At 62.1% G+C, this 26307-nt stretch carries 20 protein-coding genes; 8 read left to right on the top strand and 12 right to left on the bottom strand.

What is annotated here, in order from left to right; genetic code table 11:
- Positions 1–45 precede the first annotated feature (45 nt).
- Positions 46–192, top strand: a complete 147-nt coding sequence (locus tag WIMU1_RS06505; RefSeq protein ID WP_245969097.1) for a hypothetical protein — start codon at positions 46–48, stop codon at positions 190–192.
- A 72-nt stretch (positions 193–264) separates the two neighbouring features.
- Here the strand turns inward: WIMU1_RS06505 and WIMU1_RS06500 are convergent, their stop codons facing one another.
- The 4 genes from WIMU1_RS06500 to WIMU1_RS06485 form a co-directional block, all read right to left on the bottom strand.
- Positions 265–525, bottom strand: a complete 261-nt coding sequence (locus WIMU1_RS06500; RefSeq protein ID WP_147431408.1) for a hypothetical protein — start codon at positions 523–525, stop codon at positions 265–267.
- A 304-nt stretch (positions 526–829) separates the two neighbouring features.
- The gene (locus tag WIMU1_RS06495) at positions 830–1444 is read right to left on the bottom strand and encodes a hypothetical protein (RefSeq protein WP_062795575.1); all 615 of its coding nucleotides are present in this window, start codon (positions 1442–1444) and stop codon (positions 830–832) included.
- A 29-nt stretch (positions 1445–1473) separates the two neighbouring features.
- Complete coding sequence (locus tag WIMU1_RS06490) at positions 1474–1962, bottom strand: DUF8820 family protein (protein ID WP_062795574.1); 489 nt, start codon at positions 1960–1962, stop codon at positions 1474–1476.
- A gap of 43 nt (positions 1963–2005) precedes the next feature.
- Positions 2006–3052, bottom strand: a complete 1047-nt coding sequence (locus tag WIMU1_RS06485) for a DUF6745 domain-containing protein (protein ID WP_245969098.1) — start codon at positions 3050–3052, stop codon at positions 2006–2008.
- A gap of 744 nt (positions 3053–3796) precedes the next feature.
- Here WIMU1_RS06485 and WIMU1_RS06480 point away from each other — a divergent pair.
- Complete coding sequence (locus WIMU1_RS06480; RefSeq protein ID WP_062795572.1) at positions 3797–5251, top strand: aldehyde dehydrogenase family protein; 1455 nt, start codon at positions 3797–3799, stop codon at positions 5249–5251.
- 65 nt (positions 5252–5316) lie between these two features.
- Here the strand turns inward: WIMU1_RS06480 and WIMU1_RS06475 are convergent, their stop codons facing one another.
- On the bottom strand, positions 5317–5895 hold the full coding sequence (locus WIMU1_RS06475; protein WP_245969100.1) for a TetR/AcrR family transcriptional regulator: 579 nt from the start codon (positions 5893–5895) through the stop codon (positions 5317–5319).
- Between the two features lie 218 nt (positions 5896–6113).
- Between WIMU1_RS06475 and WIMU1_RS06470 the strand changes: the two genes are divergently transcribed.
- The 3 genes from WIMU1_RS06470 (at position 6114) to WIMU1_RS06460 (ending at position 10148) form a co-directional block, all read left to right on the top strand.
- Positions 6114–7559, top strand: coding sequence for an APC family permease (locus WIMU1_RS06470; RefSeq protein ID WP_062795571.1), 1446 nt, complete (start codon positions 6114–6116; stop codon positions 7557–7559).
- Between the two features lie 34 nt (positions 7560–7593).
- On the top strand, positions 7594–8940 hold the full coding sequence (locus WIMU1_RS06465) for an NAD(P)/FAD-dependent oxidoreductase (protein WP_062795570.1): 1347 nt from the start codon (positions 7594–7596) through the stop codon (positions 8938–8940).
- A gap of 257 nt (positions 8941–9197) precedes the next feature.
- Positions 9198–10148 carry a DUF808 domain-containing protein gene (locus tag WIMU1_RS06460; RefSeq protein WP_062795569.1) on the top strand — a complete coding sequence of 317 codons (951 nt, stop codon included), beginning with the start codon at positions 9198–9200 and terminating at the stop codon, positions 10146–10148.
- 218 nt (positions 10149–10366) lie between these two features.
- Here the strand turns inward: WIMU1_RS06460 and WIMU1_RS06455 are convergent, their stop codons facing one another.
- Positions 10367–10627, bottom strand: a complete 261-nt coding sequence (locus tag WIMU1_RS06455) for a LuxR C-terminal-related transcriptional regulator (protein WP_062795568.1) — start codon at positions 10625–10627, stop codon at positions 10367–10369.
- A gap of 220 nt (positions 10628–10847) precedes the next feature.
- On the opposite strand from WIMU1_RS06455, the gene WIMU1_RS06450 reads away from it, so the two are divergent.
- The 3 genes from WIMU1_RS06450 to WIMU1_RS06440 all read left to right on the top strand — a co-directional run bounded on the left by WIMU1_RS06450 (position 10848) and on the right by WIMU1_RS06440 (position 14802).
- A complete protein-coding gene (locus tag WIMU1_RS06450) occupies positions 10848–12008 on the top strand; it encodes a T3SS (YopN, CesT) and YbjN peptide-binding chaperone 1 (RefSeq protein ID WP_371850285.1) in 1161 nt (386 codons plus the stop codon).
- Positions 12009–13128: 1120 nt separating this feature from the next.
- A complete protein-coding gene (locus WIMU1_RS26635; protein ID WP_245969102.1) occupies positions 13129–13350 on the top strand; it encodes a PASTA domain-containing protein in 222 nt (73 codons plus the stop codon).
- A 132-nt stretch (positions 13351–13482) separates the two neighbouring features.
- Positions 13483–14802: a TerD family protein gene (locus tag WIMU1_RS06440; RefSeq protein WP_245969281.1), complete on the top strand. Its 1320-nt coding sequence runs from the start codon at positions 13483–13485 to the stop codon at positions 14800–14802.
- Between the two features lie 44 nt (positions 14803–14846).
- Here WIMU1_RS06440 and WIMU1_RS06435 read toward each other — a convergent pair whose 3' ends face one another.
- The 6 genes from WIMU1_RS06435 to WIMU1_RS06410 all read right to left on the bottom strand — a co-directional run bounded on the left by WIMU1_RS06435 (position 14847) and on the right by WIMU1_RS06410 (position 26307).
- A complete protein-coding gene (locus tag WIMU1_RS06435) occupies positions 14847–16160 on the bottom strand; it encodes an SHOCT domain-containing protein (RefSeq protein WP_157366789.1) in 1314 nt (437 codons plus the stop codon).
- 122 nt (positions 16161–16282) lie between these two features.
- Complete coding sequence (locus WIMU1_RS06430; RefSeq protein WP_062795564.1) at positions 16283–17440, bottom strand: hypothetical protein; 1158 nt, start codon at positions 17438–17440, stop codon at positions 16283–16285.
- The gene (locus tag WIMU1_RS06425) at positions 17437–18432 is read right to left on the bottom strand and encodes a hypothetical protein (RefSeq protein ID WP_120802802.1); all 996 of its coding nucleotides are present in this window, start codon (positions 18430–18432) and stop codon (positions 17437–17439) included. Before WIMU1_RS06425 ends, WIMU1_RS06430 begins: the two co-directional genes overlap by 4 nt.
- On the bottom strand, positions 18432–21173 hold the full coding sequence (locus WIMU1_RS06420) for a GAP1-N2 domain-containing protein (protein WP_062795562.1): 2742 nt from the start codon (positions 21171–21173) through the stop codon (positions 18432–18434). Before WIMU1_RS06420 ends, WIMU1_RS06425 begins: the two co-directional genes overlap by 1 nt.
- On the bottom strand, positions 21170–23620 hold the full coding sequence (locus WIMU1_RS06415) for a SaeA-related protein (RefSeq protein WP_062795561.1): 2451 nt from the start codon (positions 23618–23620) through the stop codon (positions 21170–21172). Before WIMU1_RS06415 ends, WIMU1_RS06420 begins: the two co-directional genes overlap by 4 nt.
- A complete protein-coding gene (locus tag WIMU1_RS06410; RefSeq protein WP_062795560.1) occupies positions 23620–26307 on the bottom strand; it encodes a hypothetical protein in 2688 nt (895 codons plus the stop codon). Before WIMU1_RS06410 ends, WIMU1_RS06415 begins: the two co-directional genes overlap by 1 nt.

Raw genomic sequence — 26307 nt, 5'->3', positions numbered from 1 at the left:
GCCATTTCCCCCGCAGCACTGACACTCGGTATCTCGTTGTATTCGATGGCGATCCTGGTCGGCATCGGAGTCGGCATCAACGCTGCCACCAAACATCGGCGCCGACTGGCCTGGATCATGGCCACGGTTGTGGGTGTGTTGGTGGTTGCGGGTGTTGTTGTTGCGGTGTTGAGTAGCACCACGTTTGCGTGAGAACCTCGGAGTCGGAGACGCGATAGGACTGCTTGCACAGGCCATCCTGCTTCACTAAAGGAGGCTTGGCAGTCACATACTGCTGACCACCACGAAGCCCAGTATGCCGACCAGCATGAATCCAACGGCAACATCGTCTTTTTCGTAGATGCGGTAGCCCCACGCTCCGCCGGACACGCAGGTCAAGCTGGCCAATGCTGGGCCGAAGAGCCACAGCACGGGCGTGAAGTACATGACCAACGCCACCAGTATCCACACCCCGACACCCACAACAACGCCGCCAACCGTCCGCGCGGCGCGAGACGCCCACGATTTACTGACTGCACCGGTCATGTGCACCACCCCCCGGCTCTCTGACGCCCACGGCCAGACCGCGGTTCCATGGACTGACAGCCGGGGCACCCTCACCCGCGGTTGAAGCATTCCGAGCGCTTGCAGTTGGCTCTCGACCCTTTAAACGCGTTAGTTGTGGGAGTGTCGATAACTGCGGGTTGTGGTTGTCGCGTTGTTGAGCAGCACCACATTTATGTGGTCTGTGGAGTTCGAGGAAGCGGCCGATCGGCTAGTTCGAAAACTACGCTGCGGCGGCAGTCAGACGCGGTTTCGAGTGGTTCGTAGTTCGAGCGGTTCTGCGCGCTCAGACGGACCGAGGGGCGAAACCGCGGGCCCACACCTCGCGTACGGCGACTGCTGCCAGAATCAAGAACACTGCGGTGCCTAACTCAAGCCCGGAATCGTCAATGGTGCCGGGGGTCGCGATCACCAGCAGCCCCAGAGCAGCGCAGGGCGCGAGCACCGTGACGACACCTTGCCGCAATCGACCAGCTGAAACCGCCTCAACCACAGCTGCAATCAAGACCACCACAAAGGCCAAAGCAGAGAGCATTTCGCCGTTAGTCCATCTGTCGTACGAATACAACATGGCGACATCAACATAGTCCGCTCCCACGAACGTCTCGTCCGTCAACGGGGTGTATGCCGTCCACTCGTCCGATGAGGGAATGAACGGACGGTAGTAGTCCTGATCGATGCCCAGCCAGGTGATGCCGCCGGCCACCAACGTTCCGACCACGAACACCCACCACGCAGCATGACCAGTGATTCGGGCTAGCGCATGCGTTCTTTGACGGGTCATGAGTGCCAAGTCTTGCATGCCGACTCGGAGGAGACTCGGACTGGCGATCGAGTTGCACGACATTGGAACGAGGCGTTCGATACCGGCCAGCGACAACATATTGTCGCTGGCCGGCATTCGGTGTTAGCACCACCGGGCATCGGGCGTCAGTCAGCGACGAGCCGCCCACTCCCCCAGAGGGAATCGCTCGTCGTCCAGGCCGGCGGTGTCCGACGAACAGTCATGTCGAACTCCTGCTGTCGCCCGATCACGTAACGACCAGGGGCAATCCCCGTGGCTCCGTGCTCGGGATGAATGAGGTACGCGACCACGTCAGTGTCGAGGATGCCGAGCGCCAGACCTCTCGGATCGATTACGTGCGCCATCCACATACAGTGGCCTGCTTCGGAGACAAGGCTGTGCGGGTTTCCGCCGGCTGCGCTGCGCAGCAGTTCAATTCCCGCCCGTGAAACCGGTTCGGGACGTGTATTCGGGTAGGACGTGACCATCGGCAAGATGTCGGCGGGAGTGACGAGAAGGTCGCCCTGCGCTTGGAGTCCGTCTACGACGGGAATCGACATCTCGGTGTCGAGGTAGTCGAAGACCTCGAGGCCTGAGAGCGCGGTGAGATCGGACAGGGTCATGGTGGAGTTCATGTGATCACCTTGTGGTTGTGGTTTAGATTCTGTTGGAGGGTTTTCAGGTGCGGCGGACGAGCCGCGAGTAGTCGTCGCCGCTAACGCCGTAGGTCCAGCCGGCGGCGTCGAGTGCAGAGGACATCCCATCGGGCACGGGAAGCCCGTACCGTCGGCGGGTACCATCGCGTTCCCGGGAACCATTGAGAACCAGCAGTATTCGTCCGCCTCGGCGCACATTTGGTGGAGTTGCATACAGCGCCAAGGTGCCATCGACGTTCCCAGGGTCATCGGCCTGATCGATCAGTGTCATCCCAGCTTCCGAGATGTAGACATCCCAGCCGAGGCGCTCGATCGCGCACCGACGGACTTCTACATTGCGTTCGCGAGCGATACGTTCAACGGTCGGATCATGCATCACCCATTCGGGAACGACAGTGCCATGGAGCACGTAAAGTGCTTTCCGATCGGCGAATTGGATGGCTGGCGCTTCGTCATGGTGAAGGCGCCGTTGGCCGAACCTCGCGTCCGGGGTGGGTTCGGTGTGCATAGTTGCGGGTCGCTCGGCCATGACACAGACGTCGTCAAATGGCCACCACCATCCCGTCGCTCGCGCCAACGCGCAGTTGATGTCGAGGATCTCGGTGTCTTCCTGCGAATACCTGGACAGCCCGAGTTGTCGACCGGCAATGCAGTGCGCGAGCCAGGGGGCTTCGTGCTGCCCGTACCAGGTGACGTAGCCGGCGATCGGTGGCGTGAGGGCGCGTATAGCAGCGGCAATACCATCAGAAACACTAGTGTGTAACGAATCCCGTATTTCCCGACGCACTCTCACCCTCGGCCCCGGGTTGCGATCCGGCGGCGGAACCGGAGCCCGCCACCATCCGAAGCGATTCGAGCGACGGTGCGGATCGATTCGCGCCAGCATCCGCGCTTTCGACCTGGTAATCACCGCTGCAACGTCAGAATGTGCGGACTGCCGCATGCCGTGGACGACCGGCACCGATGACGCGAGACCTTCGGAGATGATCAAGTCGGCGCCCGCGGGCGGTGACGGTACCCAGACGAAGTCGGGTTCCGGACGGTCAGCCAGCCGATACAGCTGTGCCACAGCGGTTTCCGCGGAACTTCGGTCGCTAGGCCCGGTGGTCAGTGCATGCGCAAGCCACGCTGCGTGAATGTCAGCGATGGTGCGGGAATGCTCGAGATCAAACTGAGAATGGTGGTCTTGCGGCGCTCGGCGGTCAAGAACCGAGGACCCAAATGCGGCGCTCACGCGACGGTGGCGGGATCCGCCTTTCCTGTAGTCATGTTTCCCAGAGTGACACTCGGAGCCGGAGTTGGCAAGTGCTGGCCGCAAACTTGTTTCTGGACAGCGCGTTTCGGGTGGTCATGTGCGAGCTGACGCGGCTACGCTATCTGGCGTTCCAGCTCGCTCGCAGTCCTGGAGGTTGCTCGCGCCGTAGACCGAGCGTTGGCCAGTACGGTGCGCGGCCTCCGCATCGCGCTCGCCAAACTTGAGGAAGCTCGTCCCACGGACCGCGCGTTCGCCAGAACCCCGAGCGACCCCCGGACCCAGCTCACCGAACTCGGAGCCGCTCGCGCTACAGACCGAGCGTCCACCAGAGACTCGAGCGGCCAACCTCACCCGCCCACGAAACCCGCAGACGCTCGCCCCGCAGACCGAGCAACGACCAAAACCCAGAGCGACACCGACGGCCCCACCACCCCAGGTAAAGGTTCCTTCACACCACACATCTTCCCGAGCGAGCCAAGCAGGAGTAGCGTACGTCACACCCTATGGTTCTACGAACGTAGAATTACAGCTTCCCTCAGCCTCAGGAGCACCTCGACCATGATCGATATCTCGAACCTGCACACCGGCCTGTTCATCGGCGGGGAATGGCGAGACGCCGGCGACACCTTCACCACCCTGAATCCCGCAACCGGGCGACCGCTGGCAGAACTCGCCGCCGCCGGGCCCGACGACGTCGACGCTGCGGTGGACGCGGCCACCTCAGCTTTCCGCGGCGACTGGGGCACGCTCGCCCCTTCCCGCAAGGGGGCGATGCTGCACAAGCTGGCCGACTTGGTCGAACGCAACCTCGACCAGCTCGCAGCGCTGGAGTCACTGGACATGGGCAGGCCAGTGGGCATGGGCGCGGCGCTGATGATTCCCAACTTCGTTGCCACGCTGCGCTATTACGCCGGTTGGGCCGACAAGATCAACGGCGAGCTGGTCGCCAACGACGGCTACCTCGGTGGGCCGGTACCCACACACGCGTACACACGTCGCGATCCGCTCGGCGTGGTCGCGGCCATCGTGCCCTGGAACGCCCCCCTGATGATCCTCGGCTGGAAGCTTGCGCCGGCGCTCGCCTGCGGCAACGCGGTCATCATCAAGCCATCGGAAGACGCGTCGCTGTCGATTCTCCGGTTGGCCGAACTCATCGATGAAGCCGGCTTCCCGCCGGGCACGGTCAACATACTCACCGGCGCAGGCAAGGTTGCGGGCGAGGCCCTTGCCCGACATCCCCGCATCCAGAAGATCTCCTTCACCGGTTCCACCGAGGTCGGCCGGAGCATCCTGCAGAACTCAGCAGTGAACTTCAAACGCGCCGCGCTCGAACTCGGCGGCAAGGCACCGCAGATCATATTCGACGACGCCAATCTCGAAGCTGCGATCCAAGGTTCGGCGATGGGCCTGTTCTTCAACCAGGGCGAGGTGTGCGCCGCGGGCACACGAATCATCGCTCACCGCAAGGTGTACGAGACGGTCCTCGAAGGACTCAAGGGCGCGGCCGAGGCACAGACCATCGGCGACCCCTTCGATTCCGCCACCACCATGGGACCGTTGGTCAATGCACGACAGCGCGACCGGGTGCTGGGGTACATGCGCAAGGGCGCGGACGAAGGCGCCGACGTCATCACCGGCGGCACCGCCCCCGATGGGCCGGGCTTCTTCGTCAACCCCACAGTGATGGCCGGCCGCAACGACATGTCCGTCGCTCGCGAAGAGATCTTCGGGCCAGTGGGCGTTGTTATCCCGTTCGATTCCGACGACGAGGCCGTCGCGATGGCCAACGACAATCAGTATGGCTTGTCAGCCACCGTGTGGACCAGCGATGTCACTCGCGCGCATACCATCTCGGCACAGATCGAGGCCGGTGCAATCGGCGTCAACGGCTGGTCACCGCTGGCTCCACAGCTTCCCTGGGGTGGGGTGAAAGCCAGTGGGGTGGGCCGTGAATTGGGCTACGAGGGAATCCTGTCCTACACCGAGCCCAAGACGATCACGATCATCCTGTGAACCTCGCGGTGGTCGCGGGTTGCGAGAACTGCCACCACCGCGATTCCACCTCGATGCCTAGCCGACTAGCCGCCGAGGACAGAGTCGAGCAATGCCAGTTGCGCCTTGCGCGTCATTCCGTCCGGACTGAGGGCAGCAGTCACCTGCAGACCGATCATCATGGTCATCAGAGCCTCCACCCCCACCTCGACGTCGCGGTCCGGCAGCTCACCGGCGGCAATGGCGTCTCGCCACAATTCCGCAAGGCGCACCTTCCAGGCAGCCACCGCGGTGTTGTTGACCGTGACCATCTGCGGATCGGTGATGGCCCGTTGCCACAGGGATACCGCGATGCGTGCCTCGAGCTTTGCCTCGTCCGTCAGCGGCATGATCTCGAAGCACATGCGCCGCAGAGCCTTCCGGCCGTGCCGCCGGTCAATCGACCGTTCGATGCGCTCATTGGTGGACTCGATGACAAAGTCGAAGGCCGTACGCAGAATTTCGTCTTTGCCCGAAAAGTAATGGCTCAGAGCGCCGTTCGTGTAGCCGGCTTCGGTGGCGAGGTCGCGCATGTTGATGCCGTCGATTCCACGGTCAGCGATGATTCGCCACGCGGCGGCGATGATCGCACGACGCCTCTCGACGTGGTCCACCAGCTTCGGCACCCGCACTCCTTCATTCGACGTTGCGACAGTACCAATCACCTCTACGAACACGTGCCCGCCGCTGCCGTCGAGGTAAAGATTCCTGCACACCAACACCCCTGCACATCGCGCGAACGCGGTGTAGCGTTCGTCACACCATGATTCTACGCTCGTAGAATCACAGCCCATCAGCACCGGTGCGAGCAGCATCCCGCGGGGCGCCCAGAGAAAGGTCAATCATGGTCGAACAAGCAGTCTCGACATCGGCTTCCGCTCCTACGCACAGACTCCGCGGATCCATCGGGGTATCCGGCATCGTCTTCCTGGTGATCGCGGCCGCCGCGCCACTCACCGCCGTGGCGGGCTCACTGCCTGTCATGATCGCGCTGGGGAATGGCGCGGGCGCTCCCCTGACCTACATCGTCGCCGCCGCGGTTCTCCTGGTCTTCAGCGTCGGCTACGCGACGATGAGTGGCTCGGTCACCGAAACGGGCGCGTTCTACGCCTACGTCACCAAGGGGTTGGGCCGCTCCCCCGGGCTCGGCGCGGCAGCGCTCGCATTGCTCGCCTACACCACCATCCAAGCGGCGATCTACGGTCTGGCCGCATCCACCGTGGACGCGGTGATGGAGCGGTTCGGTGGTCCCGATCTGCCGTGGTGGGTGTGGGCGTTCGCTCTGATGGCATTAGTCGCCGTGCTCGGCTACCGGAGTATCAACCTGGGCGCAAAGGTGCTCGGCGTTCTGCTGATTGCCGAGATTGCGCTCATCGTGGTGTTGTCGGCTTCGATTCTCGGGCAGGGCGGTGCCGAGGGTATCGACGCATCGTCCTTCAGCCCTTCGACTTTCATGGAGGGCTCGCCAGGCATCGCGTTGATGTTCGCCATCGGCTCATTCATCGGCTTCGAGGCGACAGCCATCTACGGCGAGGAGACGAAGAATCCGCGCCGGACGGTGCCAATTGCCACGTACGTCGCCGTGATCACCATCGGCGTTCTGTATGCGGTGGCCAGCTGGGCGATCGTGCTGGCCTTCGGATCCGACAACGTGCAGGCCGTCGCGCTGGAGAACACCGCTGATCTGACCTTCATCGCCACCACGGAGTACCTCGGCAGCGTCACCTCCGACGTCATGATGGTCATGTTGGTGACGAGTCTGTTTGCCGCCCTGCTCGCTTTCCACAACGCGATCTCGCGGTACACCCACGCACTCTCGCGCAGTGGTTTTGCTCCTCGAGGGCTGATGGCAGTGCACACCCGGCACGGTTCACCCCACGTCGGTTCCCTCGTCCAGACCGCATGCGCATTTGTCCTTGTCGGAATCTTCGCACTGGCCGGCGCCGACCCCGTGCTCGAGCTGTTCACGTGGATGGCGGGCGTCGCCACCGTGGCGATGCTGGTGGTCATGGTGCTCACCAGCATCGCGATCGTGGCCTTCTTCGCGCGTTCGGACGTCGACAACCGCTTGTGGCACACCAAGATTGCTCCCGTTCTCGGCGGCTTGGGGCTCTGCGCCATCACCGCCCTGGTCATCGCGAACTTCACCACCCTCATCGGCGGCTCGCGAGTCTTGGCGAACGTCTTCCTCGCGGTCATCGCGGTGACGTTCGTCGCGGCAACCGTGTGCGGGCACTTCGTGATTCGCTCGCGGGACCGCCACGGCGACCGTACCCCGACCACTCCATAACTTCCGAGCAACACCTGACACGACAGGAGGACGTATGTCCACCACAAAGTCCATTCTCATCGTCGGAGCGGGGTTCTCGGGTCTGATCGCGGCTCGCGAACTCGAATCCGCCGGACATACCGTGAAGATCCTCGAAGCCCGGGACCGCATCGGTGGGCGCGCCTGGACTGACGAACGCCTGGGCGGGCACACCCTGGAGATGGGTGCGACGTGGGTGCATTGGATGCAGCCGTTTGTGTGGACCGAGATCACGCGATACGGACAGAAGATCTACCCCAGCCCCGACATCGACGACGCCTACTGGGTGAGCGGCGGAACAGTTCATCACGGCACTGAACACGACCTCGACACCGCACTGACTCGCGTGCAGGACAAGATCTTCGAGGGTTCACGGGACTTCTTCCCGAATCCTCATGACCCGCTGGGGATTCTTGACGATCCCAACACCGACCCCGCGGTCCGGGAGCGATTCCTCCACGCCGACACCGGCAGCGTGCTCGACTGCCTCCGGGACGGCGACTTCACCAAGGCGGAGATCGACGTCGCCGATGCGTACTGGTCCGCCGGTTACCAGGGTTCAACGGCCACGGCGTCGCCGCTGATGGCGAAGCACTGGGCCGCGCTGAGCGATCATCGGAGCTCGCTGATGGATGAGCAAACGCTGCGCTTCAAGCTCGTCGACGGCATGCGGGGGCTCTACGAATCCATCGCCGGGGACGTGCGCGGCGACATCCTGCTCGACACCCCCGTCCAGCGCATCACCCATTCGCCGACAGCGGTGGAGGTAAAGCTGGCGGATGGAACCACCGAACATGCCGACGCGGTGATCGTCACCGCACCCATCGGCGCCCTCTCGCACATCGAGTTCGACCCACCGCTGCCGGCCGGTCAGCAGAAGGTAATCGCCGAGGGCACCAACTCGGTCGGGTTCAAGATCTGGATCAAGGTGGCCGGACGGCACTCGATCATCGCGGGCGCTCCCGGCGACAACCCGATCTCCCTACTGCGCAGCGAGTACTTCCTCGACGACGAGGACGCCACCATCCTGGTGGGCTTCGGCTCCGACCACAACGCCATTGACCTCCAGGACGTCGACTCAGCACAGAAAGCCCTCAACGTCTGGCGCGACGACCTGAGGGTGCTGGACTGCGGCGGCCACGACTGGGTGGCCGACAGGTGGTCGGGGCAGACCTGGGCGACGTTGCGGGCGGGACAGTTCTTCGATGGATGGAGCAACTTCCTGTCGAGCGATTCCCGGCTGCGATTTGCCGGCGCCGACTTCGCCCGCGGGTGGAACGGCGTGGTGGTGGACGGGGCCATCGAGTCAGGGATCGTCACCGCGCGGGCGCTGATCAGGGAGTTTGTCAACGAGCTCGACTGATCGTCGGCAGAACGGGTGGGTGACGGTTGCGCCGGTATTTGCAGATCAAGCGCGGACCGTTTGGCTTCGGTGAGTCGGGGTACAGCAGCATGTGGCATCGGGACGATGACGTCGCGTGTGAACGGACTCGTAAGTTGTGTGGGTTGAAGGCACGGTTCTGACGGGTTGCGGCCAGGTCGCCGCATCTTCAGACCGGACAATGTGCAGCCACGACGTATTGTTCTGAACTACACCGTTGACCTGAGGAGGCGTCTGCAATGGCTGGTGGTCTCGTAGCTCTACTCGATGACGTCGCTGCGATCACGAAGGCTGCCGCGGCGACCCTCGACGACGTCGCTGCCGCTGCCGGCAAGGCGAGCGTGAAGGCGACGGGCGTGGTGGTGGACGACACCGCGGTGACTCCCCGCTACGTGCACGGGTTCACCCCCGACCGCGAGCTGCCGATCATCCGCAAGATCGCGCTGGGGTCGATCCGCAACAAGCTGCTGATCATTCTGCCGGTGGCGATGATCCTCAGCCAGTTCCTGCCGGGGGCGCTGCCGTATCTGCTGATCGTCGGCGGCGCGTTCCTCTGCTACGAGGGGGCCGAGAAGGTCTACGAGGCGTTTGCCGGGCACCACGAAGAGGTGGTGGAGCCCAGCGAGCGTGGTCCCGATTTCGAGAAGACGATGGTCAGCGGCGCCATCCGCACCGACCTGATCCTGTCGGCGGAGATCATGATCATCTCGCTGGCGTCGGTGGAGGACGAGCCGTTTGTCACCCGCCTGATGGTGCTGATCGCCGTTGCGTTCCTCATCACCGCGCTCGTCTACGGCGTGGTGGCCCTGATCGTGAAGATGGACGACCTCGGCCTGGCCCTGGCCAAGCGCAACTCCACGGTGAGCCAGAAGGTCGGTCGTGGGCTCGTCTCAGCGATGCCCAAGCTGATGAGCATCCTCACTGTCGTGGGTATCGCCGCGATGCTGTGGGTCGGCGGACACATCCTGCTGATCAACATCGGCGAGGCCGGCTTCCATTGGCCGACAGATCAACTCCACCACCTCGAACACTGGGGTGAAGAACTTATCCACGGTTGGTTTGGTGGCGTGCTGTCGTGGGTGCTTGGTACCGCTGCTTCTGCGGTGATCGGTCTGATTGTTGGTGCGATCATTGTGGCGATCATGCATGTGGTTCCGAAGCGGAAGAAGAAGGATGCGGCTGCGCACTGAGTGACGTGAGTTCGAGGCCGCCCGAGACAACCAGAGAGCATCGCGATCGTGTCCGGGCGCAAACACGATGAACGAACGCGACGTTTCGCGGCACATCGACGGACGGGTTGAGATCATCCGTCCACCAAGGGGCCGGCGGCAGCTCGTTGGCTCTCGACATGGCTGATCCGTTGTCCCTCGGCCAGCAGGCCAGAACAGCCAACTGATCGGCCCAGAAGTCAGAGTGCATCGACATCGATCAGCCCGTCTTGCAGCGCCCGCGCGAGGAGCGAGGCCTTGGTGCCAGCGGGTCGTCCGACGGCCTCGTACTTGCCGCGGATCCGCGAAATGTGGGTGTTTACCGTCGCAGCCGAGACGTACAACAAACGCCCCGCGGCCTCTTTGGTGTCGCACATCAACCAGGTCCGCAGAACCTCGATCTCACGCGCGGTCAACGCCGGCACTGTGGCCCTGGCTACCGCATCATCCATTGTGTCCATCACTGATCCGATCTCTCCCTGATCGACAGCCGGGAAGTTGACTGTCTGCAACGGACCGAAAGGTAGCGGTGGCCTACGACAACGAATTCGGTTGTGCCACACGGATATAGAAAAACACCAATGTGATTTCGAACGCATGATCGAGCAACTTTGAGTACCCCGAAAATGTCAGACCCCCTCGTTACCCTTCCTTTGACAGGACAAGAGAGAGCGGGTGACCATGTCCAATATCTTCGACTTCGACGCTTCCGTTTCCGATGGATGGGCCGCGTTTCGTGACGAGCTGACAACCTGCCTGACCGGCCCGCATGCCGACGGATCGGTGCGAGTGACCGCCCCGAACAGCGAGGTCGACGGCGCCGGCCCGGCCGCGATTTTCACCATCACCGCCGACGACGAATTGCGGTGCCACCTCAGCCCCACGATCCTCGGCCAGGGACGCGAGCTGTCCGACGACGAACTCTCGTTGCTCATGGAGCTCGAGTGGGATTCGATTTCCGAGGATGAGTGTATAGTCGAGCGCTGCCGGGACGAGGCCGAGCACGTGGTCGTGGCCGCCGCCGGTGTGATGCAGGAACTGTGGCAGGTGCTGCACCCGAGCTTCCTCCTGACGGCCGAGGAGCAGCCTGCTGAACCCATTCAGCACACGGGATTTCAGCCCGCCGGCCAGTCGCAACTTCAGGATCTCGTCGATGCTGCGCTCAAACGCATGACCGGGTGCGCGCCGCGCAAGGATGACGACGGCGACATCACCTTCACCGTCAACCACGAGACGTCGTGGCTGTGCGTCGACGTGAACGATCCCGTCATCGAGATGTTCACGAATCTTGCTGTCGATGTGGATGACTCGGCTGCCGCCAGTGAAGCGATCATGGACTACTCTCGCAATTGGCCGGACATCAAGTTCGTCCTCGTCGACTCCTACGTCCGGGTGTCGACTCGGATGGATGCGACCGTCTTCACCGACGCAGTTCTGCAGTCAACGCTGACGAAGTGGTTCGACTTCTTGACTGAGGGCGCCGGCGATGTGGCTGCCGTTGTGGCCGAGGCCCACCCGCCAGTTGAGGACACTGACGAAGGTCTCCCAGCAGGACTCATGTGCCTGCTCCAGCTCGATGACGACGATGTCGGTCCGCTGACAACCCGTGAGATCGCGGCAGTCTGTGACTTCGACCGCGGGGCCATCCTTCGGTACATCAAGGTGTGCGAGGAGCAGCGATTCTCCTGGCGGAGTTCGATTTACGACGCACTCGAGCGCCAGGACGAAGAGGAAGCGGCCGCGTGTGAACACGAAGAGAAGGCGTGGGCAGCAACCACAAAGAGCCTGCGTGTCGCCCTACGGTTCGTGGTCCTGTCGGGCTGGCTAGACGGGGTGAGTTAGGTCTGTGCCAGCAAGTGAAGCCTTCAGACGGACCCGTGCACTGAGTAGCCATCCGCCAGCTGGACTCTGTCGACGAGACCTAATACGCCGCCCAATGACGCGAATTCACACCTGCTAGTGTGCTCGTCACACATTCAGACCCTAGAACACCACCGCTCGCGCTTGGCTCCGCTCAGGTTCGGCGGCTGTACCGAGATCCATTCGAATCTCGGATCCTAAAGCTGACGCTGGCGTCTGATAAGAATGATCCGCTGCACCTGGCCCCGCAACGCATGTTTGAGGTTCTGGACCTGTCGCTTCGTCCTACGAGAACGCTGCAAATTTGAACCCGCTGCGGTCCCTCCATGATCGGCGTCGTAACCGCGACTCGCGGTCGCTACGGAATCTACAATGTTTGCCAAACTAACAGAAGTCCTGCGATAAGTACCCCACCACCGGCATTTCCCATGGCGCAGCCTGGCCGGGATGTTCCTTTTCAATCGTCAGTAACACCGTCGCATCTTCTTGCTATAACTAGCTGACGGGTCCTGAACGTTCGGTGAAACGTGCTGGTAATGATGGCACTCGCAACTTCTGCGAAAGGTTTGTAATACACCGCTGCGCTGTAGATCTCCTGCGCGCCTAGTCGCCCGTGGGCGTCATACCCCTACTAGTGAAACCACGCGTCGGATCTTGTCAGACACGTTTCGACGCAGCGGCTTTACTGCCGCGGCGAGCTCTTCACTGCCCGATCAACTAACGAAAGGCCAACACCATGTCGACGCCTCCTCCCCCACCCCCGCCGCCTTTCAACGGGCCCAATTCGGGTCCGCCTTCGTGGTCCAATCAAAATGACGGTCAGCCAGCTTGGACGCAGGCCCAGCCTCCCAAAAAGTCGAAAAAGCCGTGGATATTCGGTGGTATCGGCGCCATCGTCGTACTGCTCGTGATCGCTGGCATCGCCGGAGGCTCGGAGGAAAAGGACAATGACTCGACTGCGGCGACGTCGTCGGTGCCGACGGTGACTGCTCCGCCGAGCACAGTGACAGTCGAACCCACCACCAGCGCGCTCCCAACCCGTACGTCGACACCGGCACCGGTCGCGCCCACTACCACTTCGGCCGATTCTGCAGGTGGGATCATGCCCGCCGTGGTGTGCATGAACTTGCAGGCTGCTCAAAATCTCATTCAAGACAACGGCGTTTTCTTCTCGCGTAGCGAGGACGCCACCGGAGAAGACCGCATGCAGCTAGACGACAGCAATTGGATAGTCGTCAGCCAGACACCCGAACCGGGTACCCCAATCACTGAAGGTGACGCGATTCTCTCCGTCGTCAAAATTGGCGAACCTAGCCCTTGCTAGATGACGATACGTACCCTCGGCTGTTCGGCTGCGAGCAGGGATACATCTCTAGTTCGTCGCGCGACGACGTCGGAGTGCCCCAACCATGACAGTAACCCTGTGAAAATCGACAAGTGAGGTGCGCTCTTGACCGTGGTCACCAAAGGATCGAAGTCGGATCTGTCGGGCAGCAGGTACACCATCACGCTGGGTGGTGCCGGCGTTCGCGGTGTCGTTGACGTTGCGGCAGTTCTGCTGGATCAATCGGGAAAAGTACGATCCGACAACGACTTCATCTTCTTCAACAACCCGCGAGCGCACGGTGTCGCGCTAGTTTCAGACGAGTCGATCAGTGTCGACTTGTCGTTGGTGCCCGCCGACGTCCACCGCGTGGTTATCACCGGCAGCACTGAGGCACAGAACTCGCAGTTCGGCCGTGTTGCTGGCTCTCTGTCGGTCGAGATCCGCGGTCAAGCACAAACATTCACCTTCGTGCCCGATGGACTATCGGTCGAGACGGTGCTCCAAGTCGTAGGTCTGTATCGACGCGGGAGCGGTTGGCGTCTCGATGCGATCGGGCAGGGCTATAGCCAAGGGCTCGCCGCTTTTGCGACAGAACACGGGATCGTCGTCGACGAACCAGGTCCTCAACCCGCAGCTGTCGCCGTGGCGCCGGCCCCGGCTCATATAGGTCCGGCGCCCTCCGCGTCGCCGATCAACTTCTCCAAAGTGAGAGTGTCGCTGGACAAGAACTCCTACGACAAGACCGCCAGGATTGACCTCCGAAAGAGCCAAGGCGATCCGAGCTGGGTTCTGACCGTCGGCTTGGAATGGGATGGGCGCGACGCTGTGTACGGACCCCAGGGTGAGGTCAGGCGGTACGGATACGGCGACCTGGATGTTTACTTCTTCTGCCGAAATGAGGAGACGAACAAGTACGTAGTCATCAGCGGCGAATCGCGACACCGCGGGAGTCTCGACATCTGGCCTTACATCCAGCATTCCGGCGACAGCAAGGGCCCAGGCAACGGCAACAAGCCAGCAACAGAACAGGTCTGGGTGAAGCCAAACGAAAACGGCGACCTCCTGGTCAACGTCTACCAGAGCGTCGACAACGGCACCGGAGCCATCGACGAGTTCGGGAAACCGCGGGTCGCAATTCGCTACGGACGAGCATCGGTCGATGGACTCCCAGGCCCTGATGCCGACGAGATTCTGGTGTACGTCGGCAACAGCAGGGACTCGTATTGGGCCACCATCGCTCACATTGATGTCCAAGACGGCGTGCTGACCGTCGACGGCGAGACGCGGTACAGCGAACCAGGCAGCGAAAACATGCCTGGCCTCGACACAGCCGGCAACTGGGTACAAGAACCCCGGAATGGACCCATCGGGCGGAGCAAGAAGTCCAACCACGGGATAGGCCTCACCAAATACACCGGAAAGTGCTCAGTGCCAGGCGAAACCTGGTGACAGTCCGGTAGCGGGAAGGGATCAGCTCACATTCGACGTCGGCCCTACTTCGCACGCCCGGCGATGACCGCGCGTTTGGCTTCTTTGAACTCGTCGTCGTCGATCAGCCCTTGAGCGTGGAGATCCGCCAGTTTCTGCAGCTCTGCCACCAGCCCGCTACCGGATGGAGGCTCGGCGACGACCCGCGGCGGGAGTGGCGGCTTCCACATGGAGACAGGAGGCCCGTCCACGGGGAAGACCCTGCGACGTAACTCCTGAACGTTCGGTAAAACTTTCTTGCGTAGGCCTACTGGCAGTTCAAGTCGATTGGATTGATCGTTGGCATCGCGTCGCTTCCAGGTGACGACCTCCAACACGTCGTTCGACTGGCCCTCGGTGTACTCAATCTTCTTGATGTTGGTGAAGGAAAAGGCAGTATTTGTCCTGACTCCTCCCTTCTTCGATTCAACTTTGGTTGATACGAGCAGTCGGTCATCGAAAGCCGCTAAAACCCCCGCGCCATCGCCTCCGTGAATAATCATCCAAGGCTCTTCATTCGGTCCCGAATTATCACGGATGAGCTTGCGCTCCTGGTCGCCGATCGTGTCACCCTGCGGACGGAGCGGCGACTGCGCGACCGGTACTGGCATGGGTTGCAAGCTGGCCACGACTGCTCGTACGGCTTCTATTTTGGGCGCTACCTCCTCGTACACGGAACGCGGGAGCCGCAACGAAATTGACGGTCTGGCGCTTCCGAGGTCGCTCACGGTCCGCACCTCGAGTACTCCGTCAACGAAGCCGCCGGGGTACTCGATCTTGGCGATGTCCGCATACGCGAAAGCAGCAGCAGAAGTCTCCACAGAAGAGCCATACCTACCCTGAACCAAACCCACAACCAACAGGCGGTCCTCGAAGGCAGCCAGCAGACCCACCGGTGCGTTGTTGACAACGAACCAAGGGAGTTCACCAATCGCTGAGTATGTCTGAATAGGCCTGGACCAGAAGCTGTCTAACGCACGGCCGTATACAGGGAATGCCTCGCGTTCATTCTTGTCCGAGCGAGAAGGAACAGCGATTATTGGTGCCGCCACTTCTGGACGCGGCGATTCTTGTGGGCCTCGCTGGGTGCCCTTTCCACTTGCCTCGATAAGGTAACTGACGTAATACTGCACGAACTCAAACTCGTCATTACGAACGTCACCGAAGTTAATTTCCTTCGTTGTGGTGGTCACCATCAACTTGCGCCTGCCGAATTTCTCGGGGTATTCGACACGCAAAATCTCGTCCGCTGCGGCCTCGAGGAGCACGTGTTTACCCCCGTGTCCGAGTCCCCAGAATCCAAGCAATCGCCGGTTCGTAACTGCAACACCCTCAGTCATCGGCTTCAGGCGGGTCACGCGAAGAAAAGCCCAAATCTCTTCCCCATCTGACAGGAATGGGCGTAGCTCGTTAGCCCACCGGGTACCAACCTTCGGCTTGACCTTCGGGGGCAGGGCGTAACTCACAACACGCCCTGCTCAGCCAACACCCACCGAACCGGATCCATGCATCGAAACGGCGTAATGCCGTTGGCGTGAAGTCTTGCACCGACGGGTGATTCACCCAACGCGGATACGGCGAAGAACCTGTTCGTGTAGCGCTGTCCGGTCCTCGGATTCTCAAGATTCTTCAACATCGGTCCGGCGTCGAGCTTCTGGAGAAGACTACTCACTTCGGCGTCCAACAGTTGACCGTCGGCATCGTCGTACGGAACTGGCCGAAGGCTCGGATCGCGCGAGAAGGCCGCGCCAGCGTTGGTCATGATGCTGCCCCAGTCGCTACCCTTCACATTCTGCAACGCTTGCAGCGCATCGAACTTCGAGAGAATTACTGCAAGTTTGGGATTTCCGTGGCCGAGTAAATCCATGACTGTTCGCAGAACAGTTCGCGGGTCGCCGCCACGGTTGGTCTGCATCGGTACCAAGTCTTGCAATTGATGTCGAATCTCGTCGACCTTGAGCGGGTCAAACATAAAGAGAACAGCATCGGAGGCGGCGAAGAACTGCCACGCGAGGCCTTCGACGTTGGCATTCTCGAGGTCCTCGCCTGCTACGTCCCGGATGACGAGATAGTGCTTGACGCCGTTCCACGTACCGATCGTGAAAATCAGGGGCTCGTGCTGGTGACTGCCCTCAGTGGACGCCGACGGCGTCGAGCCCAGAATTCCGCGTTCTTCAAATAGCGGCCGCTCGTAGTAGTTCTCGTACATTTCGGCGGTCTTCTTGTTCGCGGGCTCGACGATTGTGTTCAACCGTTCGGCGTGCTTTTGCAGCTGCTTAATAAGAACAGCGATGTAGACGGTCTTTCCTGTCGCTCTCGCCCCGGCCATCACCAGGCATGTCGTCGTTCCCCAGCGCCACATGTACGGCAGTTCATAGTGGCAGATGGGGCAGATTTCTGCCGCGGGCCCGCCTAGTTGGGACTCCGGCCATTGCGCCTCAGGTACCCAGCTGCGCGGGGCATCCTGCGGTCGCCGCAGTTCGCAAGTCTTCCCCATCCGAACTTGCCGTCCACTGAATGCGGTTGCGCGTTCGTCGTTTTCGAGCTTTGTCGGTTTCACTTCCGTCCAAGCGAACCAATCTGACACGAGCGGGTTGAAGCAACGAGGGCATTTACTCACAACGTCTTCCTCACTTGGAGCACAGCCAGCAGTCGCCTGACCATGTCGTCCACTAATTCAGGCTCAGCCAGCAGACGATCAACCGCGGTCTCCCTCTCCCGGGGCGGAGGCGAAACGGCTCCGACGAAGTTGGGGTCAGCCAAGGCTGCTCTCGATGGCGAGAGGACCAATTGGGTACTCAACCCTCTCGAGGCGACCTGAGCGGGCGCGTCGGTGACAGCGATCGTCAGCTGGGCGCCATCTTGCGAAACCACAGGTTCGGCCAATGTGACGCCGACACCGAGCCCCGTGGCGGCTATCACCGCCTGAAATGCGGATGTCGTATCGTCGCTGTCGACGTTTACCTCGTTGACCGTGTGGCCGGCCAGTACAGCGCGCACGGGAGCACCTGCCGACAACACCGCTGCTATTCCCTTGGCGATGTCAACCGACGCACCCACGCTGCCGTCGGCGATCAGCGGGCCCATCGACAGGCTCGAGTCAACGAGAACGACAACTTCTAACTGTCGATCCGAGGGAAGTTGGTCCACCCCGAGTGCTCTGCGCGCCGCCGCTCTGGCGCGCGTCGCGAGAGGACTCAGTGGCAACTCCGGACGGATCAGTCGCGTCGTCACCGAAATCTGCTCGGCACCTGCAGGACTGATGGTTGCCAATTCGATAGCGCTCAGTCCGGAGACGTCCCGTGGAGTCAGCTGTGCTCGGTCGGGGTCAATCTCGCGCGAGCTGTCCAGACCGACGGTGACGTGCAGAACGGTCCCCTGCGCGAAGGTCGGTTGCGACCGCGACGGCACCGCCGAGATCACGACATCATGGTCCACCCGCGGAACGATCAGCATGCCCGGGCTGTGCACGACCACCGACTGGTCGATCGAACCATCACGCCGAGCGACCAGCTCAGCACCTCCGGTCGCACCCGCCACCGACATGGTCACGGCCAGCGGCCGGCGCGGTAACTGAGCTGAGCTCGTTCCATCAAGTACAAAAGTCACCATCAGGTGTTGTCCTCTCGGTGGGTCAAAGAGAATCGAGAACGTTGGGTATCGCGGGTCAGCAACCCACGCTCCCGGAGCCATTCTTTTCCGGCGGAACGGTATTCGAGAAAGAAGCGCTCAGCGGCCGGTGCCGTCAGGTCTTTGACGGAGATCCAGAGAGCGTCTCGCAAAGCCTCAACGCTGGTCGGTCCGCGATAGTCGCTGTTCTCCAGCCGACCGGCGATCACGCTATCCATCCACGAACCACCGGCACTCTCATCTGGCCGTGCAAACAACGCTGTCGGGGCAAGGTCAGACCCCATACGCGAGCGCATCGACTCGCCGGCTACCCAGGCGATATCGATGACCTCGCGAGCGATCAGGCGTTCCAGCCATTGGACCAGCTGTGGCTGGAGCGGTTGTAAACGCAGCGCCAACTGCTGCTTCGCGACTGTCTCCCCGCTTGCCCAGGGGCGCGATCGGGACTGCGCGGCGACAAACAGGGCACCGAGCGGAACACACAAATTTTCGTCGAGGTGGCCATACACTTCGGGTTCGAGTTCTTCGACCAGGCGTTTCACCTCGGAATCCATGAGTGTTAGTGCCCAATGTTTTTCGAAGTCAGTCCACGTCGATGCAGTTCGAACACGTGCGCCGGCGACAACCAACGCCGACAGCTCATCCATCGGCACGGGTTCGCGCAGCGGATAGTGACAGACGTAATCCAGCACTCGGTTGAGCGCCGCCGATGGTGGCGAGTAGAAGACATGCTGGAAGGCAGTTGACGGTGTGATCCGGACGCGCGATTGAGCGATGAGGCGGTCCAACTGCTCAACGTTCATGGTGTAGTGCCGCATCAGTCGTTCGACCTCGACAACGGGTTCTTCGTTGGAAGACGCTTGGAGGGCGTGAACCGCGGTCACACCGAGATGAGCGAGGTCGGACCTGCGCGCTCGGGGTATGTCGGTAACCTCGGGGCTCTCCAGCAGTGCCGTGATGTACAGCGGCAGAAGACCTTGATTCGGAACCCCGAAAGCCGGCGCTTCCGCTGCTCCTTGGACATCAAGATTGATCTGATCACCAAAAATCCACAGCCAGACAGTAAGATCCAGGCCTTCCGGTGCGCGGATCTCGGACGCGAGAACCGGTAGCAGGACAGCGGCCAGTGTCTCCTTCGATATGTTCTGAACAGTAGAGATGAACGCGTGGACACGCGGTCGGTCCCGCAGGAAGTCGATCTTCGCTATTTCGATTATGTCCGCCAGACGCAACAACACCTCGTCCAGTTCGGGTCCACGGCGCGCCAGTCGCATGAGAAGTTCACCTGCACGCAGCACGGTTAGGACAAGATGCTCCGAATCAGAATGCGTTGGCGCCGATGCCGTACGCCGTATCTCCTGCATCCAGGATTCGACTGCACCCTGGAGACGATCGATCTCAACGTTGTGCCAATGCGGCACCAGGTCAAACCGGATGTCAGGTGCCGCAATCCACGCACTGTCGCGCAGGGCACAGATCACCAGTCGCTCTGCGGAACGTGACTGACTGCCTCCCGAATACCGGATTCGTGTCAGCCGACGCAACGCGTCATCGGGAGTCTGGGGCGTATCGGCGGCGTAGAGATCGTCGACGATCTCGAGAAGGCGCTCGGAGCTCCCGAGGTGCGCGGGATGATCGTCTGTGGCTGCTTGCGCCGACTCGAGTTCGATATCCCCGAGCTCCAAAGTGCGGGCCGCGATGGCCAGCGGCCACACCGGCGACAGCTCACGGTCACCGACCTCGCGAGCGATGTCGTCCTGCAGCTCGATCACCCGACTCGCGGTGCGCGCATCGACGAGGGCGGCCTGCGCCAGCAACGACCACGGCGATACCGCCACCGGGAACACCGACTTGGCCAGTGCATGACCCGCACCGCCGAGCGCACCGAGCTGAGGATCTTCTTCTGCGTCGATCACAATCCAGTCCGCAGCGGGCAGTTCGGCATACTCGCGCGGGACGCAGATCAGGTGTACTCCCCTCTTGGCATCGGCCAACGCCAGATCGGGTTTGTCGTAGGTGCTCCAGGAGAATCGTCGAGCCGTTCCCGGGGACATGAAGTAGCTGACCGCACCGATCCATTGTGCCGCGTCAGCGGGGTCGGTCAGGAGAACAACTGAGCGACCCCCTGTCATCGCGTCGTACACGGCATCCAGTAGCACCTGGTACAGACCGAGGCGGTACACGTCCGGATCCAACAGAAAGCGCAGCGTGCTGTTGACCGTGATCACACCACCCGGCCGCAGCAGATGATTACCTGGCAACCTTGCCGCGCGGACGTTCTGAGGTCCGTAGGGGCGCAGCCAGTCCGGCGAATCCCACAGCTCAATCGGGCGTAGTGCCGGCTGAGCAGAGAACGCATCATCGAACACGACGTGCGCGAACACATTTCCAGGTCTACCCGAACCGTCCGTGCCGGCGTCCACGGTGTGCCAATAAGCACCCACTGCCGGATAGATAGCGTCGTAAGCAAGCCGCGCGGGCCGACCTTCGATGTCTACAGGTGTGGGGTATTGCGGGAGAGGCGGATCGATGTCGAACTTGCTCACGATCCGCGCAGTCAGTTCTTCCGCCTCGGATCTGGTCAGATCGCCGATCTGATCCTTGACCTGCCAGCCACCGCCGGATCCGGAACCGTCGTCGAATGAGGTGTAGATCAGCTGGCCGTATCGCCCGGCCGCACGTACGACGATCGGCTCTTCATCTCCGAACACATCGGCCGTCACAACGGGGGGCCAATGGGTGGATCAAGCCTCAGCGAGTCCAGTGGTGGATCGGCCAACGCGATTCTGCGCACCGGGAAGGTGTTCGCATCGTCCAAAGGAGTTGCGACCGCGCGTGTGTCGGCGAAGAGTCGAATAAACCCTGGCTGCAAGGGCAGACGAGCACGCCAACCGGTGTCTGACTGGTCTCTGACGAGTCGGTCCACAACGATCTGCCACGCGAGCTGCTGCGTATGCGGTGCAATCAGTTTGACGGTCTGCCCGTCGTGAGGACCGAGCGGAAAGCGTTCGGCGTTGTGCACCAAGACAAATGGTGGTGGCGTGTCCACGTCGACGTCGGTTGCCAGGTTAACAGCAACGACGCGGCCCTCTGCGTCTTCGTGCACCGTCCGCAGCGAGTAGTACACACGCGTGAGGCCAGGATAGGAGATACCTACATGTTCCCCGCGTATCTGCTCGCCGCCCGAATACGCAACCGGCACGAGGTAGACCATGCAGCCAGCAGGCAACTCCCGGGCGAACGTGAGGCCACCGTCGCGCCGGTGCTGGCGTAGGTGAATCTCCTCGTCGGGACGCCCTGCGATCGCTTGCTCTGCGGGTAGCGACCGGGGTGCGACCCAGGCCAGCACGCTCGCTGCTGCAGCCGGCCACCCGAAGGACACGATCTGCGCATTGAAGCGTTCGATGATCCGCGCGTCGGTGACCGCCGCGACCGGGCGCGTCTGGACCTTGACCGCGCCGATCTTGGCCTTGTTTCCGAAGATCGTCACCGGAGTGAAATACGTTCGGTCCCAACCGCTGGGCCACGGCACGCCCGCCATCCGAGAAGACGTGGCGTCGGCCGCCACCACCGGATGTTTCAGTTGAGCGGTCTCATCGAGACCTTGCAGGGACAGCGCATCCACGGGCATTTCCGACCCCTCGAGATCGGCGGGCGGCGCGGTGTTGCTCCGGTAGATCGACACCCGTCCCGTCGGCGGGGTGGACCAGCGCAGTTCGAATTCGCCGGCGCGTTCTGTGCTCATCGTGATCTGCACATCGAGCACCGGTTTGAGGACCACCGATACTTGAATCTCTTTCTGCACTGAGTTCGCGAGCCGGACAGTGCTACCGACCGTCACTTCCGCCATCGCTCGGTACAAGTACGTCTCACCGCGCGACACGTCGGCGTCGACGAATCCTGTCAGGTTGGGCTCGCTGGTCAAGATCTCGTGGCGTGGGTCGTTGATTCCTCGGGACCCCCCGCTCAGCGGGACGCGGTACACCCGCACCGAACGCGTACCGGGGAAGACATTCCACTGCGCGATGACCCGGCCTTCGTCCTCGCTGAGTTTGAAATCCTCGACGGGACTCACCACCTCGCCGGCGGCAACCAAGACCGGTTGCTGGTAGCGGGCTGCTCGTTCATCGACACCGACATGGCACCACACTTGGTACGTCCGAACCGCAGAGGTCAAGAACCTGGGATCTTCGAACTCGACGCTGGTGGTCGCGAGCAGCAACTCTCCAGCCTCCGGCTTGTGCGGAAAGACGTCCTCATTCGCAACCACGCGATAGATGACCGTGTCGTCCGGCGAGGTGAGATACGGCTCCCACGTCAAACGATGGCCACCGGGACCGCGCGTGATGGTTACCGCGCCCGGCTCAACCGGATTCTCGCCGTACTCGTACTCGCAGAAGTCTGCGTGGGTGAGCCCCAATAACGGGTCAGGGGCCGACTCATCCTGCTCGTTTGCGGCGGCGGGCGCCAATGGTGCGGAAGCAGGATGCTCACGGGCTTCGGCCGCTGGAGAAGTCGGCGCGGCCTTCGGAGTCGCCTCATCATCCGATGCCGGGCTCGCCGGCGATGTCTCCGATGGGAAGAACGTAGCCAGTACATCCGCGATCTCAGCTGCCATCTGCGAATCCGCACCCGGTAGCTGCTTGCGAATCTGCTCCTTAGAGATGAACTTTCGCTGCACCAACGTCCTCAGCGTGGCATCTTTGATGGCACCTGCCGCTTCGACACCGTCGGCAATCCTACGAGAACGCCACTCCATCAGAGCGCCAACCGAGTCCGGTTGCGATGACTCAGGTGTTGGATCGTCTGCAGGTACCTCTGCTGGTGTCCGCGACGGCCGTCGAAGTGAGCCAGCCAACCTGCTGGTCACGCCCCCACGCTCTCGACTGTGCCGCGCCGGGGCGGCAATCTCCGTGGGGGTGAGCAGTTCCTGAGGCAAATTCTGAACGACCGCAAATGGATCCAGCCCGAACTTGACCTGATGCAGGATGTACTCAATCGTTGCTTTCCAGGCGAGGACCGGCCCTTCGGTGGCCGCGCTCACGATCTCCGGACTCGCTGCAATTGTCGTCAGCTCGTCGGACGAGGGCACGTCGTGCCCGGCGGCGCTGGCCGCTGTCACCCACTCGAACAGCGCGGCTTCGCGCTTCTCTTGCTTCGTGTTCGCCATCAGAATCCGAGCCCGTCACCCATCGTTGGCGGTGCAAACCGCTGATTTTCGGTCCGGGGTTCGACCTGCGCACGATGTTCCGATGGCATCTCGGGTACTTGTTCGTTCCATCCGAAGTCCGCACGAGGGCGCGCATCCAACGTGAGGTTGTCGAGCGACAACGCACCCGACAGCTGCGTTGCAGCGCAGACGATTCCGATCCCATTGCGGGCAGTCGTCCTGATATCATCTTTGACCTCGGCGGCGCCAGATGTCGCCGCCAAGTCGGTCAGGATCTTACGATCGAAGTTCCCCGTCGGGGCAGTTTGCCGGTCGATCTGACACAGGAAATCCGCGATGTTGACTGATCGGTCGGTCCCCACGGCCGGGATATCGACGGTCCCGACCAGTCGCTGCACCAATTCGGCTTTCGGCCCCATGAGGTTGGTGCGCGCTCGATTCCAGACGAGGTCGGCGCCGGTCGATGTAATGGTTCCGTTGAACAGTGCCGACGACCAGCGATCCAAGGGTGACCCCGACCCGTGGCCGGGCGCCGTCCACAATCGACTGACCTCGGCATCAACATCGCTTTCGGCGCGTCCTGCGGCAGGCGCAGCGTTGTCGACGAGTCCCTCCCATGATTCAGTCAACCACCCGAGCCCAAAAAGGTCCTGGCGCACGTATTCGGCGGTGGTCGAAACCTGCTCGGCCACCGGCCGCGCAGAGCCGACCGCCACCGACATCGGGAGACCCCACGCAACCCTGGGGTCGGCCTTGCTGGTCGCCGTATCGGGACCGAGCGGTTGCGCCAGGAAGGTCCCCAATGCCCGGCTCCACGACAGGTACTGGCTGTACGCCTGCGACAGCCGCTCCAGATCGCGGAGACCGGTACGCAGATTCTGCCGATCGACTTCCTGCTGAGAGACAACAGATTTGCGCCTCTTCAACTGCTGGAAGAGATCTCTTTGACTTCGGATGAAAGAGGTCGCGCCAACCACGACCGCCACTACCAGGATGACCACGAAGATCGCTGCCGCCAGCCACCAGTCAACCGAACCGCGTACGACCAGCCAGACGAGCAACGCTGCCACCAGAACGAACAGCAGCGCAGCAAACTGAATGACGCGTGCAAGTTTTCCGTGCTTGTTCGTGGGCTGAGGTGGCGGTGCCTGCGCGTCTCGGAGCCGTTGCAGGAGATTCTGCACCTCGCCGAACGTAGAGACGAAACTGTCCGCGAGCCGGCGGCCGACCTGAACGCCAAAGCTGCCCGAGGTTTCGCGGCGCCAGTTGTCGAGGTCCGAGGCTGCGCGCCGTGCTTCCAGACCAAAGTTCGCGTTCTGTTCTTGCTCAGAAAGCATCTGGCGCAACTGCATGATTCCCAGTGCATCGGTCGCGTCGACGCCGTCGACACCGATGGTTGCCCCCACGATTCCGGAGAGCCGAGTGAAGCGCTGCGCCGGCCCCGGAACAACGTCAGCAGACCTGCTGATGATGCCCCGGTTAGCTCCGACCTGGACCGGCGTGAGATCCGCTGAACGAGCGCCACCGTCGGCGAGCGTCAGAGCAGCGCGAGCATAGTCCTGCCACAGGTTCGACAGGTCAGCCGAGGCATTGTGGTGGGTTCGCCCTTCAGACGGGTCGGCCAGCACGCTACTCAACTGTCCGGACGCTGAGCCGATCTCGGTCCAATCGGCCAGGCCACCTTCCGGTGTCCGGCCGCGGGCCACCACGTCATACGCCGACGGCGCAGCGCCGAAGATCGTCTTGTGCACGGTCGACGCGATCCCGGTCGATACGCCGTCGACGAGCTGGTTGTACCAAGCCGATGGGGCATTTCGGAGCGCTGCCCCCATGAAGGAGAAGAACATCTTGATGGCCGCCCACACACCGATCTCGGACGACCCCTCCGCCTCGTAAGGCATCCGCGGACCATGGAGCACCGAGGAGAACTTGTGCCACAAGCTATCCGACATCGTCCGCGCCGCAAGCGCCACATCTTGGATGTAGACGACTGTCGAACGCTGATCGCTCGGCAGGGGCAACGATCCGTTCTGAGCCAGCACCTGTGCACGCAGCGAATCCTCGGCGGCGGACGTGTCGAGCTTGCGGTAGAACGAGCGCGCGAGTCTGATCACCTGCCCAGGTAGCACCGGGGAGCTGTCGAGCGGCCGGTGGTCAAGTCCCGCCCACAACCCAAGAAGCGACGCGACGGCCGGCGCACTGTGGCGCCCGATTTCCACGGGATCCGTGGATGGGTCGAGTTGGATGTGACCCATTCCCGGCCCCTGCGCATCTTCGGGCGCGATGAGGATGTTGTGCCAGCCATCCAGTACCTCCGGTGACTGTGCAGCAACCGTTCCGGGTCGCGCGATCAGACAACGGACCCGAACGATCCGCGCACCACCGGACGTCGACGCGAGTAGATCAGAGATGCGTCGTTCTTGACCCGACGACGCGGCGACCGGGCCGCCGACGAGCGGCACCAGGACACAGATCCTCAGGAGGTCGATGCGCTGAGTCGAGAGCACCTGCTGCACGGTGGTGTCATAGGCGCGTCCCTCGTGGACGGTCAGGGCGGCATCGGTGGTCGCCGACTCTGCCACCCAGACAAAGGGATCGACCAGCGCTGCCGCCGACAGATCGGTGAGTGCGCTGAGCACTCCGTCGGCAGTGCCGTGTGGCGCGATGAAAACAGTTACTGCAGCCAT

The sequence above is a fragment of the Williamsia muralis NBRC 105860 genome (assembly GCF_001598915.1).
In the GTDB taxonomy this organism is placed as follows: Bacteria; Actinomycetota; Actinomycetes; order Mycobacteriales; family Mycobacteriaceae; genus Williamsia; species Williamsia muralis.
Note: the sequence above shows the minus strand (reverse complement) of the source record. Positions and strands in the feature narration are given on the sequence as shown.